Source organism: Streptomyces sp. NPDC056347 (genome assembly GCF_042262625.1).
Lineage (GTDB): Bacteria > Actinomycetota > Actinomycetes > Streptomycetales > Streptomycetaceae > Streptomyces.
Window position 1 is genome coordinate 45997 of record NZ_JBHJQP010000023.1, and the last position, 12142, is coordinate 58138.

Sequence of the window (12142 nt, forward strand, 5' to 3'; positions counted from 1 at the left end):
TATACACGGAGTGCATAGCTGTCCGGTGGTCTGACCCGGGTGACTCGTGGGGATCGGACGCACCATGCCGCCCAAGGTGCTGATGGCGCTCATGATGCTGGCGATGCGGATGGCGCTGGTGGTGCACCGCCTTGTTGGTGATCAAGACGTCAGCCGCGCCCCGGAGGTTGCTCCGCGTTCAACAGAAGTCGACTTCTGTGCGCCGCCGGGGCCGCGGGCCGTCAGGTGGGGCGCCGTCGGCACCTTCTGGCTAAGCTCGACGGGGGGCCCGGAACTGGACGGAGGGTCCGATGAGGACGTTCTACGAACCGCGTGACGCACCCCCTCGCCTCGCCACCGGCGCGTTCATCCTGAACTCGGGCCTCGGCAAGCTGAAGGCCGACGCCGAGACGGCCCAGGGGCTGCACGGGATGGCCTGCGTCGCCTACCCGTTCCTGAAGAAGATCGAGCCCGAGCGGTTCACCCGACTGCTCGCCTGGTCGGAGATCGCGGTCGGCACCACCCTGCTCGCCCCGTGCGTGCCCACCCGACTGGCCGGGCTGGCACTGACCGGTTTCTCCAGCGGCCTGGTCGGGCTGTACCTGCGGGTTCCCGGCATGCGGGAGCCCGGAAGCCTCCGGCCCACCCAGAACGGCATTCCGCTGGCCAAGGACTTCTGGATGCTCGGCATCGGCCTCGGCTTCCTGGGCGCCGGGTCATGCTGCCGACGGGGGGTTCGCACACCCAAGGAGCGATCATGAACGAGTCCGACGAACTCCGCAGCCGTGTTCAGCAGTTGCGGGCCAAGGCAAAGGATCTGAACGCCGAGGCCGAACGCGCCACCGACCCCGAGGAGCGCCGCCGGCTGAAGGAGAAGGCGAACCGCATCGCCTCGGAGAGCGAGCAGGTCAGCGGCATGGCGAGCGGCGACATCTACCCCATGAAGTAGAACGCCCGCCGCGATCCCCGGCCGCGATCCCCGCCCTTTTCGCCCCGGCGCCCGTACGGCGCGTCGAGCACCCCCTGCGGGCGCCGGGGCACGGGCGGGGAATGCCGGAGTGCCCCGGACGTTGCACAAGGGTGTGAGCTCCCTGATCGCATCCACCCGGTTCTCCGTGCTCGACCGCTCCCGCGTCCGCGAGGGCCATGACGCCTCGGAGGCGTTGCGTGACTCGGTGCGCCTGGCCCAGGAGGCCGAGGCGCTGGGCTACCACCGCTTCTGGGTGTCCGAGCACCACGGTGTGCCGGGTGTGGCCGGGTCGGCGCCGACCGTGCTCGCCGCGGCGGTGGCGGCCGCCACCACCGCCATCCGGGTCGGGACCGGCGGCGTGATGCTGCCCAACCACCGGCCGCTGGTGGTGGCCGAGCAGTTCGGCGTACTGGAGTCGCTGTTCCCCGGCCGGATCGATCTGGGCGTCGGCCGGTCGCTGGGCTTCACCGACGGCATCCGCCGGGCGCTCGGCAGCGACAGACCGGCCGCCGACGACTTCGCCGGACAGCTCGGCGAACTCCTCGGCTGGCTGGACGGCACCCAGCAGGCTCACCCCGGGGTGCACGCCCTGCCCGCCGAGGGACTGCGCGTCCCCCCGTTCGTGCTCGCCACCGGAGAGGGCGCGGGCATCGCGGCCGCGGCGGGCCTGCCCCTGGTGGTCGGCGACCTCCGGGGCCGGGAGAAGCTGGCCGGCGCCGTCGAACGCTACCGCCGCGAGTTCCGACCCTCCGCCCGGTCGGCGGAGCCCTATGTGATCGTGGCGGGCACCGTGGCGCTCGCCGCGACCACCGCGCAGGCCCGGCGCATCCTGGTCCCGGAGGCATGGTCCCTGGCGTACTCCCGGACCCATGGGGTCTTCCCGCCGCTGGCCCCCGCCGAGCGGGTCGAGGCGCTGGCCATGACGGACAAGGAACGCCACCTCTACGAGCGGGGCCTGAGCGGTCATGTTCACGGCACGCCGGACGAGGTCGCCGAGCAGCTCGAAGCGGTCATCGGACGCACCGGCGCCGACGAGGTGCTCGTCACGACCAGCACCCACGACCGCGAGGCCCTGGTCGAATCGCTGCGCCGACTGGCCCGGCTCGCGCGACTGACCCCCCGGCCGCCCGGCGCACGGACCCGGCCGGGCGCGGTGCCCGGCACGGCACCTCGCGGCGTCGCCGAAACGTCCCCGTAGCTCGCCGCCGTGAAGACGCTCCGGCGGTGCACCGCACCGGACGCAGTTCCCTGTCCGGCGCCGGTCCGCCGGGCGCGGCCTAGCGGTTCAACAGGGCGTCGGCGATGGCGATCTGGGCCGGGTCCAGGGCCTTCTTGCCGTCCTCGACGTCCCACAGGGCGTTCTGCAGGATGCGGCCCAGCGTCCAGCCGGTCGCGCGCTGCCGGTCCAGGCCGAGGACTTCGGTCAGCTGGTCGAAGCGGCGCAGCACGGTGCGGGTCACCTCGCCGGTCGCCTCCGCTTCGGCCCAGCGGTTGCACAGGGCGGGCAGCAGTTCGAAACCGGGGTCGCCGCAAAGGGGTTCGGGGTCGATGGCGAGCCAGGGCTCACGCTCGCCCGCCAGGATGTTGTCGTAGTGCAGGTCCCAGTGCAGCAATCGGTCCCCGGGCTCGGCAAGAAGGTCGGACACCGCCAAGGCGCAGGTGCGCAGCAGCTGTTGCTCGGCGCGGTCGGGCAGCATCGGCAGGGCGCGCGGCGTCCCGTCCACCAGGGCCGAGGCCACCGAGGAGAGCGTGCGCAGACCCGGCGGTGCGGGCACCGCGACCAGCCGGGCCATCAGCTCGGCGAGGATCCGGACGGCCGCCACGTCATCGGACACCGCCGACAACGGACGTGCCGCGTCCAGCCGTTCGAGCAGCATCGTGCCGCTCTCCGTGTCATGGTCGAGGAGGCGTACGACACCGTCGCCGTCCCACGCCCGCAGCCCCGTGGCGGCCCCGGCGTTGTCCTCCGTGACCTGCTGGAGCTTCAGCACGGCGGGCGAGCCGTCCGCACGGGTCACCGGCAGCACCAGCGAGGCCATGCCGTGCGCCGGGGGACCGTCCGGCCGCAGGGCCCAGCGGTCCAGGAACTCCGCGCCCAGTTGGGGCAGCACGGCCAGCCAGGCACGGCCGGACTCACCGCCGTTCACACTGTACGAAGCGACGAAGGCGGCGGGCACATCAATGCGCATGCGACCCACCCTAAGGGGTGTCGTCGTGCGCGAGGCGTGTCGATGGCCCGGGAGCGGCCCGCCGACGGCCAAGGTGAGGGCATGAAGAGCGCTGACCTTGTGACCGACGCGTTCAACCGCGTCCAGGAGACCGTCCACTCGGCGGTCGAGGGCCTGTCCGTCGCCGACCTCCACGCCCGGATCGGCGGCGAGGCCAACTCGATCGCCTGGCTCGTATGGCACCTCACCCGGGTCCAGGACGACCATGTCGCGGACGCCGCGGGGATCGAACAAGTGTGGTTCCGGGACGACTGGGTCGGCCGGTTCCGCCTGCCTTTCGCGGGAGAGGCCACCGGATACGGACAGAGCGGCGCGGACGTCGCCGCGCTCCGGGTGGAATCGGGCGATCTGCTCCTCGGCTACTACGACGCGGTCCACGAACAGACCCTCGACTTCGTGAGCGAACTGGACGGACGGGCCCTGAGCGACATCGTCGACGAGTCGTGGTCGCCGCCGGTCACCCTCGGCGTCCGGCTGATCAGCGTCATCGCGGACGATCTCCAGCACGCGGGCCAGGCCGCCTTCGTCCGGGGCGTGCTGGAACGCAGATAGCGCCGCTCGCGCCGGAGCCGGGCAAAAATCCGGATGAGAAACCGGCCCGGGCGGTGATGGGATGGCGCGATGCGAATCGATGTGCCGACGACCGTGGACCGGGGACGATACCCGGGAGCGAAGACGCCCTGGGAGCGGGACGAGTGGCGGGCGGACGCCCTCGGCTGGGCGGAGCGCGCCCTCGCCGCTCACGGGCTGCGCGAGACCGGGACCCGGAAGGTGCGGCTGCGCCCGTGGTCCGTACTGGTGCGGCTGTGCGTCGAGGACGGCCGCACCGTCTGGTTCAAGGCCAACCCGCCCGGCAGCGCCTTCGAGGCGGGGCTCACCGAAGCCCTGGCCCGCTGGGTTCCGGGGCGGGTGCTCACCCCGCTCGCCGTCGACGCGGCCAGGGGCTGGGCCCTGCTCCCGGACGGCGGCACACTCTTCCGCGACGCGCTCGACGCGGCCACCGCGGACGCGGCGGATCCCCACGCCTGGGAGGAGCCGCTGCGCCAGTACGCCGCGGTGCAGCGCGCACTCGCCCCGCACGTGGGCGAGATCGGGGCGCTCGGCGTGCCCGCCGCCCCCACCACCGCGCTTCCGGACCTCTTCGACCTGGCGGTCGGGGGCAACACCGCGCTGGAGCCCGACGAACGGGACACCCTGCGAAAACTGCGGCCCCGGCTCGTCGACTGGTGCGAGGAACTCGCGGCCTCGGGCATCGCCGACACCCTCGACCACAGCGATCTCCACGACGGCCAGCTCTTCGCGCCGGAGCAGGGCCGCTTCACCTTCTTCGACTGGGGCGACGCGCTGATCGGCCACCCTTTCCACAGCTTCCTCATCCCCGCCCGCGCGGCCTGCGAACGGTTCGGCCCCGCGGCCCTGCCCCGGCTGCGGGACGCGTACCTGGAGGCGTGGACGGGCGACGGGCACACCCGGGCCGAGCTGCGGCGCGCGCTGAGCCTGGCCTGGCGGCTCGGCGCGATCGGCCGGACGGGAGCCTGGGAGCGGCTCTTCCCCGGCACGGCCGACGACCTGGGCGGGGCCGGGGATCCGGAGGCCGCGTACTGGCTGCGCGAACTCGCCGCCGAGCCGCCGCTGTAGCGCGACCGGGGGACGCGGGGCCTCGCGGCCGGCCCGGCGGTCGTGCAGGCGTCGCAGATGGCGCGCATCCGGTGCCGGGAGCCCATGCGCGACAGGTGTCCACCGTGCCGACCCCACGCCGGCCGGACGTGTCTTCCGCCCGGGGCCCGGTGCGGCCCCCGGCGGGGGGCCGATTCCCCGAGGGGTGCGCGCGGGAAGCGCCGCTGGTGGCGGCGCACCGTCGGGGCGCTCCCGCACCACGGCCACCGGCGCGGGACGGACCGGCAGCCCCCCGCCCCCGTCCTCGAGCCGCGGACCAGCCGCACCGACCCCGCCCGCACCGGAGCGGTGACGGACCGACCCCGCCCTGCCAGGACCCCGCCGCCCTGCCCCGGACAGCCGATCAGGACGCGCGCCCGCACGGCCAAACGCGCTCCAATGAACGGGTGACCGCGCCCCCGGACGACTGCCTCGCGCGCAACGAGTGGCTCTGCGGGGCCTACCTCTCCAGCCGTCGCGAGATCCTCCGGGACGCCCTCGTGCAGCACATCCAGCTCACCACGGTCTCGGTGCTGATCGGGCTCGCCGTCGCCGTGCCGCTGGCCCTCGCGGCCCGGCGGTGGCGCTGGGCCGCGGGCCCCGTGCTCGGCCTGACGACCGTCCTCTACACCGTGCCCTCGCTCGCCATGTTCTCGCTGCTGCTGCCGGTCTACGGACTCTCCGCCTCGCTCGTCGTCACCGGACTCGTGCTCTACTCGCTCACCCTCCTCGTCCGCAACATCCTTGCCGGACTGCGCGCCGTGCCCGAGGAGACCCGGCAGGCGGCGCGCGGCATGGGGTACGGGCCGCTGCGGCTGCTGCTCACCGTGGAGCTGCCCCTCGCCCTGCCCGCGGCCATGGCCGGAGTGCGGATCGCGACCGTCTCCGCCGTCTCCCTGGTCACCGTCGGTGCGATCGTCGGATACGGCGGACTCGGCAACCTGATCTACTCCGGGATGAACACCTACTTCAAGGCCCAGGTGCTCACCGCCTCCGTCCTCTGCGTCCTCATCGCCGTCGCCGCCGACCTGCTGCTCCTGCTCGTCCAGCGGCTGCTGACCCCGTGGACCCGGACCCGGTCGTGAAGACCCTCGCCGACGCCTGGTCCTGGCTCACCACCGCCGCCCACTGGTCCGGCGACGGCGGCATCACCGAGCGCCTGGGCCAGCACCTCTTCCTCACCGCCGTCTGCCTGCTGATCAGCAGCGCCGTCGCGCTGCCGACCGCCGTGCTCCTCGGCCACCTCGGCCGGGGCGGCGCACTCGCCGTCAACCTCTCCAACATCGGCCGCGCCGTGCCCACCTTCGCCGTGCTGGTGCTGCTGCTCCTCACCCCGATCGGAGGCCACGGCGCCTGGCCGACCATCATCGCCCTCGTCCTGTTCGCCGTACCGCCGCTGCTCACCAACGCCTACGTCGGCATGCGGGAGGTCGACCGCGACGTGGTACGCGCCGCACGGGGCATGGGTATGACGGGCCGGCAGCTGATGCTGGGCGTCGAACTGCCGCTGGCCCTGCCGCTGATCCTCACCGGCGTACGGATCGCCGCCGTTCAGCTCGTCGCGACCGCCACCCTCGCGGCGCTTGCCGGCGGGGGCGGGCTCGGCCGCATCATCACGGCCGGATTCAATCTCGCCTCCACCCCCCAGGTGGTCGCCGGGGCGGTGCTCGTCGCGGTCTTCGCGCTGCTCGTCGAGGGGCTCTTCGAAGCGGGGCGGCTGCTCGCTCCCGCCCGATTCCGCAGCCAGGGGCCACGGTGAGGACCCGTGCCGGTGTGCCCGCGCTGCTGGTGCTGCTCTGGGCGGCGGGCTGCGCCACCGGCCCGGCCCTGGAGAACCGGGGCGAGGTCACTGCACCGCCGGGCGACAGCAAACACCTCACCATCGGCTCCGCCGGATTCACCGAGAGCGACCTGCTCGCCCAGATGTACGCGCTGCTGCTGAACGGCGCCGGATACTCCACGAAGATCATCTCCGTCACCAACCGGGAGATCTACGAACCGGCACTGGAGAGCGGCCGGATCGACGTCGTACCGGAATACGCCGCCACCTTCGCCGACTGGCTGAACGCCAGGAGCAACGGCCCCGACGCCGCCCCGGCCGGGTCGCCCGACCTCGGCGCCACCATGCGGGCCCTGCGCGCGCTGGCCCGGCCCCGCGGCCTCACCGTCCTCGACCCCGGTCGCGCGGTCGACCAGAACGCCTTCGCCGTCACCTCCGGCTACGCTTCCCGCCACCACCTGCGGACCCTCACCGACCTGGGCCGCTCCGGGCTGCCCGTACGCCTGGCGGCCGGTGACGAATGCGTGCAGCGCCCCTACTGCGCGCCCGGGCTCGAGAAGACGTACGGCATCCGGATCACCGCCGTGGACCCCAAGGGTGTCGGCACCACCCCGGCCAAGCAGGCCGTCCGCAACGGCGAGGACCAAATGGTGCTGACCACCACGACCGACGCCACGCTCGGCGGCTTCGGGCTGGTCCTGCTCGCCGACGACCGGCACCTGCAGAACGCCGACTACATCGTCCCCGTCGTCAACCGGTCCCGGGCGGGCAGCGAGGGCGTCCGCAGGGCGCTGGGCCGCCTCAACACCGTACTGACCACCGCGGACCTGGCCCGGCTCAACGAGCAGGTCGACAGCTGGCGGCGGCTGCCCGAGGAGGTGGCACGTGCCTACCTGCGCGCCAAGCACCTCGTTCCGGACGGCTGAGGGGGCCGGGGCCGTCGGTGGCTTCGCCGGTCAGACCTCCGGCCCTGCGGGCCCACCGGGGGCAGGAGCCGTGACCTCGCCGATCGCGGGCCGGAGAAAGGCGAGCGTCAGTTCCGCCCGGCGGCTGATCCACCGTTGGTCGGCGGGGCGGGGAGTGCCGTAGCGGCGCCGCCGGATGTCGTCCACCACGTCGGCGGGGGCACCCAGCTCGACGAGTACGTCCAGTGCCTCGGCCTTGGTGATCAGGCTGCCGTCCCGGAGGGTCGCCGTCGCCCTGGCCAGGGTCAGCAGGCCCAGGTCGACCCAGACGTCACGCGTCCACCGTTCCGGATGGTCCAGGGCGGGCCGCCAGAAGTTCCGCAGATCCTCGACGACGAAGGCGGCGAGCTGCCCGCCGCTCACCGGTGGCAGCAGCCCGGCCGGCGGCCGACCGTACAGGACGCGTCCGAACGCGTGCAGTTCACGCCTGGTCACCGGGGTGACGGCGCGGTGGAACAGTTCCTCGTGGGCCCAGGTGAGGTGCGTCCGCGCGGGATCGTCCAGCTCGGTGACCGCGACATAGGTGCAGTGCAGCCCGGACGCGAGCGGAACGGCACGGTTCAGGCTCTCGTGCATCTCGCCCAGCAGCTGTTCCTGCACCGCCGTGCACGGCCGGTCGAGGACCGCGATCAGGTCGATGTCGCTGCGGCCCGGCTGGTAGTCGCCTCCGGCCAATGACCCGTGTGCCCAGGCCGAGACCAGCGGAACGGCCGATCGGAGGCCGCCGACGAAGCGGTCGACGAGGTGCTCGGTGGTCCGGTCTGTCATGGGTGCAGTCTGGCCACGTGACGAGGAGAGTCAAGGGGGCGTCCGGGATGGGAGCGGGTGCGCGACCGCGGGGGCGAGGAGTGGACGAGGCCCGCCCCGGCGGGCCGGCTCCGCCGCCGGCTGTGCCGCGGAGCCGGCCCCGGGGTTCTCACGCGTCCGCGACCGAGTCGAACCGCACCTCGCCCCGGGCCACGCCCCGCGCGTCCGCGTCGACCGAGCGGCGCAGCGCCTCGTGGAGCCGGGCCGGGGTCAGTACGCCGAGGAAGCGGGCCCCGTCCAGGACCGCGACCCAGCCCGCGTCGTGCTGGAGCATCTCGCTGAACGCCTGCTTCAGCGGCGCCCCGACCGGCACCCAGGCATCCATCCGGCGGGCCAGCTCGCCGACCGTGCCGCGGTCCCCGGCGATCCGCAGCGCATCGGCCGCCACCCAGCCGTGCAGCTCGCCCGCCCCGTTCAGCACCACCGCCCAGCGGGCGCCCGCGGCCCCCAGCCGGGCCGCCGCGGCACCAGCGGGCTCGTCCAGCCGGGCGACCGCAGGCTCCTCCAGGTCGTCCGGCTCGATCGCGGTGACCGAGAGCCGCTTCAGCCCCCGGTCGGTGCCCACGAACCGGGCCACGTACTCGGTCGCCGGGGCACCGAGCACGGCGCCCGGGGTGTCGAACTGCTCGATGCGGCCGGCCCCGTACACCGCGATCCGGTCGCCCATCCGGACCGCTTCCTCGATGTCGTGGGTGACCATCAGGACCGTCTTGCGGACCCTCGCCTGAAGACTCAGGAACTCGTTCTGCAAGCGCTCGCGCACCACCGGGTCGACCGCGCCGAACGGCTCGTCCATCAGCAGCACCGGCGGATCCGCGGCAAGCGCCCGCGCCACCCCCACCCGCTGGCGCTGCCCGCCGGAGAGCTGCGCGGGATAGCGCGAACCGTACGTACCCGGATCGAGGCCCACCAGATCCAGCAGTTCGGCCGCCCGTTCCCGGGCCCGCGCCCGCTTCCAGCCGACCAGCGAGGGAACGGTCGCGGTGTTGTCGAGGACGGTCCGGTGCGGGAAGAGCCCCACCTGCTGGATGACGTAGCCGATCCGGCGGCGCAGCTTCACCGGGTCGACGCCCGCGATGTCCTCGCCGTCGACGAGGATCCGGCCCGACGTCGGCTCGATCAGCCGGTTCACCATCATCATCGTGGTGGTCTTGCCGCAGCCGGACGGACCCACCAGAGTGACCAGTTCCCCCTGGGCGACCTCGAAGGACAGATCGTCGACCGCGCTCGTGCCGTCCGGATACACCTTGCCGACCTGCTCGAACCGGATCATGCCTGCACGGTAGGGGCCACCCGGGAGACCCGCACACGGGCCGCGGCCGTCCGGGTCGCGGCCGTGTGCTGAACTGTCCGAGGCACAACTGATTCAGGAGCACCTTGTGAGCAGCTACCGGCAACCCGGCATCGTCTTCACCGACCGCTATTTCACGGTCCCGCTCGACCACGGCGACCCGGGCGGCGAGCAGATCGAAGTCTTCGGCAGGGAGGCCGTCGCGAGCGGCCGGACCGGCGAGGAGCTGCCGTGGCTGCTCTACCTGGAGGGCGGCCCCGGCTTCGGCGCCCGGCGCTTCGTCGGCGCGGAGGCCTGGCTCGGCCGGGCCGTACAGGAATTCCGGGTGCTCCTGCTCGACCAGCGCGGCACCGGCCTGTCCACCCCGGCCAACCGCCAGACCCTCCCGCTGCGCGGCGGCCCGCGCGAACAGGCCGACTACCTCGCCCACTTCCGGTCCGACAGCATCGTGCGCGACTGCGAGCTGATCCGCCCGCAGCTGACCGGCGGCGAGCCGTGGACGGTCCTCGGCCAGTCCTTCGGCGGCTTCTGCGCCGTCCGCTATCTCTCGGCCGCGCCCGAGGGACTCAAGGCCGTCCTCATCACCGGCGGGCTGCCCTCCCTCGACGCCCACGCCGACGACGTCTACCGCGCCGCGTACCCCCGGATCGAGCGCAAGGTCGCCGCCCACTACGCCCGCTACCCGCAGGACGTCGAGCGTGCCCGGAAGATCGCCGCCCACCTGCTGGAACACCCCGCCGAGAGTGCCGGACACCAGCTGACGGCCGAGTCGTTCCAGTCGCTGGGCATCATGCTGGGCGGCGGCAGCGGCAGCCACCAGCTGCACTACCTGCTGGAGAACGCCTTCGTCCGCACCCCCGGCGGCACCGAACTCTCCGACGCCTTCCAGGAGGCCGTGCGGACGGCCACATCCTTCGCCGGGCACCCGCTCTACGCGCTGATGCACGAGGCGATCTACGGACAGGACGCCCGGCCCACCGCCTGGTCCGCCGAGCGGGTCCGCGCCGATTTCCCGCAGTTCGACGCGGCCGCGGCGCTCAAGGGCGAGGGCCCGGTGCTGTTCACCGGCGAGAGCATCCACCCGTGGCACTTCGAGGTGGACCCGGCACTGCGCCCGCTGCGCGAGACCGCCGAACTGCTCGCCGCCCGCACCGGCTGGGCCCCGCTGTACGACAGCGAGCGCCTGGCGGCCAACGAGGTGCCGGTCGCGGCGGCCGTCTACCACGACGACATGTACGTCGACACGGCCCACGCGCTGCGTACGGCCGCCGCGATCCGCGGCCTGCGCACCTGGGTCACCGACGAGTACGAGCACGACGGGGTGCGGGCGGGCGGCCCGAAGGTCCTGGACCGGCTGCTGGCCCTGGTCCGGGACGAGGTCTGAGCACGCCCGGACGCACCGGGAGCCGGTCGCGCCGCGAGGTTCGCGGCGCGTCCGGCTCCTCGGGGCGGGCGGCTCAGGCGTGACGGCTCTGCAGGACCCGCAGCGTGTCGTCGAAGCCGGTGGCCGAGCGCGGCGCCCGGTTGTACGGGAGCTTCGACAGGGCGGCGGCCATGCCGCAGGTGTTGGACACGGCCGAGAACACCAGGCCGGAGCCGACACCGGCCGAGATCCAGCGCGCCGCGGGGAAGCGCAGCCCGGCGAGCAGACCGGCCACCACGAGCGAACCGGCGGCGAGCCGGACCTGGCGCTCCATCGGCCAGGTGGTACGCGCCCCGGCCGGCTGCTCGATCGCGCGGCCCTCGGCCTCCCAGGCGGAGGTGCCGCCGGCGAGGGTCAGGGCGTCGATGTCGGCCGCGGCGAGGATGTCGCAGGCGCGGGTGGAGCGGACGCCGGAGGCGCACACCACGAGCAGCGAGCCGCGGGCGGCGGCGGATTTCAGCGCGGGAACGGCGTCGGTGAGCCGGTCCAGCGGGATGTTCAGCGCACCGGGGACGTGCCCGGAGGCGTACTCGCCGGGGGCGCGCACGTCGATCACGGTGAACTCCGCGAGACGGGCCGCGGCCTGGGCGGGGGAGAGGGAGACGGGGCTGGTCACGAGCAGTGATTCCTTTCGTTCACCGGGAGAGGAGGGAGGCGGTCCCTCCTTCCCCGGTCAGGTTAGAATACCCCTTGGGGTATTGAGGAGGAGGATCTTGTGGAACTCGACATGGCGGCCGACGAACTGAAGTCGGTGCTCAACCGCCTTCGCCGGGCGCAGGGACAGCTCGCCGGGATCATCAAGATGGTCGAGGAGGGCCGTGACTGCGAGGACGTGATCACGCAGATGGCGGCCGTTTCCCGGGCGCTCGACCGGGCAGGGTTCGCGATCATCGCGACGGGGCTGCAGCACTGCATGGCCGACGGAGGCCAGGAGCCCGCGGGCCGTGACCAGATGCGGGCGCGGCTGGAGAAGCTCTTCCTCTCGCTGGCCTGAGGCGGACCTGAGGGCGGTGGGGCGGGACGACTGCGGTGCACGCCGCCGT

14 protein-coding genes are annotated in these 12142 nt (G+C 73.3%); 10 read left to right on the forward strand and 4 right to left on the reverse strand.

Features of this window, described 5'->3' with window-relative positions; genetic code table 11:
- Positions 1 to 290 precede the first annotated feature (290 nt).
- From ACFCV8_RS08655 to ACFCV8_RS08665, 3 genes are all read left to right on the forward strand, one after another.
- Positions 291 to 740 (forward strand): hypothetical protein, encoded by a 450-nt coding sequence (locus ACFCV8_RS08655; RefSeq protein ID WP_376684554.1) that lies wholly within the window; start codon positions 291 to 293, stop codon positions 738 to 740.
- Positions 737 to 928: a DUF6381 family protein gene (locus ACFCV8_RS08660; protein ID WP_376684555.1), complete on the forward strand. Its 192-nt coding sequence runs from the start codon at positions 737 to 739 to the stop codon at positions 926 to 928. The genes ACFCV8_RS08655 and ACFCV8_RS08660 overlap by 4 nt, the downstream gene beginning before the upstream one ends.
- Before the next feature lie 142 nt (positions 929 to 1070).
- The gene (locus tag ACFCV8_RS08665) at positions 1071 to 2147 is read left to right on the forward strand and encodes an MsnO8 family LLM class oxidoreductase (RefSeq protein ID WP_376684567.1); all 1077 of its coding nucleotides are present in this window, start codon (positions 1071 to 1073) and stop codon (positions 2145 to 2147) included.
- A gap of 79 nt (positions 2148 to 2226) precedes the next feature.
- On the opposite strand, the gene ACFCV8_RS08670 is transcribed toward ACFCV8_RS08665, so the two are convergent.
- Positions 2227 to 3138, reverse strand: coding sequence for an aminoglycoside phosphotransferase family protein (locus ACFCV8_RS08670; protein ID WP_376684556.1), 912 nt, complete (start codon positions 3136 to 3138; stop codon positions 2227 to 2229).
- Positions 3139 to 3219: 81 nt separating this feature from the next.
- Between ACFCV8_RS08670 and ACFCV8_RS08675 the strand changes: the two genes are divergently transcribed.
- The 5 genes from ACFCV8_RS08675 to ACFCV8_RS08695 all read left to right on the forward strand — a co-directional run bounded on the left by ACFCV8_RS08675 (position 3220) and on the right by ACFCV8_RS08695 (position 7539).
- Positions 3220 to 3729 carry a DUF664 domain-containing protein gene (locus ACFCV8_RS08675; protein ID WP_376684557.1) on the forward strand — a complete coding sequence of 170 codons (510 nt, stop codon included), beginning with the start codon at positions 3220 to 3222 and terminating at the stop codon, positions 3727 to 3729.
- A gap of 69 nt (positions 3730 to 3798) precedes the next feature.
- Positions 3799 to 4815, forward strand: coding sequence for a phosphotransferase (locus ACFCV8_RS08680; RefSeq protein ID WP_376684558.1), 1017 nt, complete (start codon positions 3799 to 3801; stop codon positions 4813 to 4815).
- Positions 4816 to 5240: 425 nt separating this feature from the next.
- Entirely contained in the window at positions 5241 to 5918 is a 678-nt protein-coding gene (locus ACFCV8_RS08685; RefSeq protein WP_376684559.1) for an ABC transporter permease, read from the forward strand.
- Entirely contained in the window at positions 5915 to 6592 is a 678-nt protein-coding gene (locus ACFCV8_RS08690) for an ABC transporter permease (RefSeq protein ID WP_376684568.1), read from the forward strand. The genes ACFCV8_RS08685 and ACFCV8_RS08690 overlap by 4 nt, the downstream gene beginning before the upstream one ends.
- Positions 6589 to 7539 (forward strand): ABC transporter substrate-binding protein, encoded by a 951-nt coding sequence (locus ACFCV8_RS08695; protein WP_376684560.1) that lies wholly within the window; start codon positions 6589 to 6591, stop codon positions 7537 to 7539. Before ACFCV8_RS08690 ends, ACFCV8_RS08695 begins: the two co-directional genes overlap by 4 nt.
- A gap of 30 nt (positions 7540 to 7569) precedes the next feature.
- On the opposite strand, the gene ACFCV8_RS08700 is transcribed toward ACFCV8_RS08695, so the two are convergent.
- Complete coding sequence (locus ACFCV8_RS08700) at positions 7570 to 8346, reverse strand: nucleotidyltransferase domain-containing protein (protein ID WP_376684561.1); 777 nt, start codon at positions 8344 to 8346, stop codon at positions 7570 to 7572.
- 148 nt (positions 8347 to 8494) lie between these two features.
- Positions 8495 to 9658, reverse strand: coding sequence for an ABC transporter ATP-binding protein (locus ACFCV8_RS08705; protein ID WP_376684562.1), 1164 nt, complete (start codon positions 9656 to 9658; stop codon positions 8495 to 8497).
- Between the two features lie 106 nt (positions 9659 to 9764).
- Between ACFCV8_RS08705 and ACFCV8_RS08710 the strand changes: the two genes are divergently transcribed.
- Positions 9765 to 11060 (forward strand): alpha/beta fold hydrolase, encoded by a 1296-nt coding sequence (locus ACFCV8_RS08710; protein WP_376684563.1) that lies wholly within the window; start codon positions 9765 to 9767, stop codon positions 11058 to 11060.
- Positions 11061 to 11133: 73 nt separating this feature from the next.
- On the opposite strand, the gene ACFCV8_RS08715 is transcribed toward ACFCV8_RS08710, so the two are convergent.
- A complete protein-coding gene (locus ACFCV8_RS08715) occupies positions 11134 to 11715 on the reverse strand; it encodes a rhodanese-like domain-containing protein (protein WP_376684564.1) in 582 nt (193 codons plus the stop codon).
- A gap of 99 nt (positions 11716 to 11814) precedes the next feature.
- Here ACFCV8_RS08715 and ACFCV8_RS08720 point away from each other — a divergent pair, with 99 nt between their 5' ends.
- Positions 11815 to 12093: a metal-sensitive transcriptional regulator gene (locus tag ACFCV8_RS08720; protein ID WP_376684565.1), complete on the forward strand. Its 279-nt coding sequence runs from the start codon at positions 11815 to 11817 to the stop codon at positions 12091 to 12093.
- Positions 12094 to 12142: the final 49 nt, after the last annotated feature.

Coding starts and splice junctions, on each gene's coding strand:
- ACFCV8_RS08655 (WP_376684554.1), top strand. CDS start 291: ATGAGGACGTTCTACGAACCGCGTGACGCACCCCCTCGCCTCGCCACC.
- ACFCV8_RS08660 (WP_376684555.1), top strand. CDS start 737: ATGAACGAGTCCGACGAACTCCGCAGCCGTGTTCAGCAGTTGCGGGCC.
- ACFCV8_RS08670 (WP_376684556.1), bottom strand. CDS start 3,138: ATGCGCATTGATGTGCCCGCCGCCTTCGTCGCTTCGTACAGTGTGAAC.
- ACFCV8_RS08675 (WP_376684557.1), top strand. CDS start 3,220: ATGAAGAGCGCTGACCTTGTGACCGACGCGTTCAACCGCGTCCAGGAG.
- ACFCV8_RS08680 (WP_376684558.1), top strand. CDS start 3,799: ATGCGAATCGATGTGCCGACGACCGTGGACCGGGGACGATACCCGGGA.
- ACFCV8_RS08700 (WP_376684561.1), bottom strand. CDS start 8,346: ATGACAGACCGGACCACCGAGCACCTCGTCGACCGCTTCGTCGGCGGC.
- ACFCV8_RS08705 (WP_376684562.1), bottom strand. CDS start 9,658: ATGATCCGGTTCGAGCAGGTCGGCAAGGTGTATCCGGACGGCACGAGC.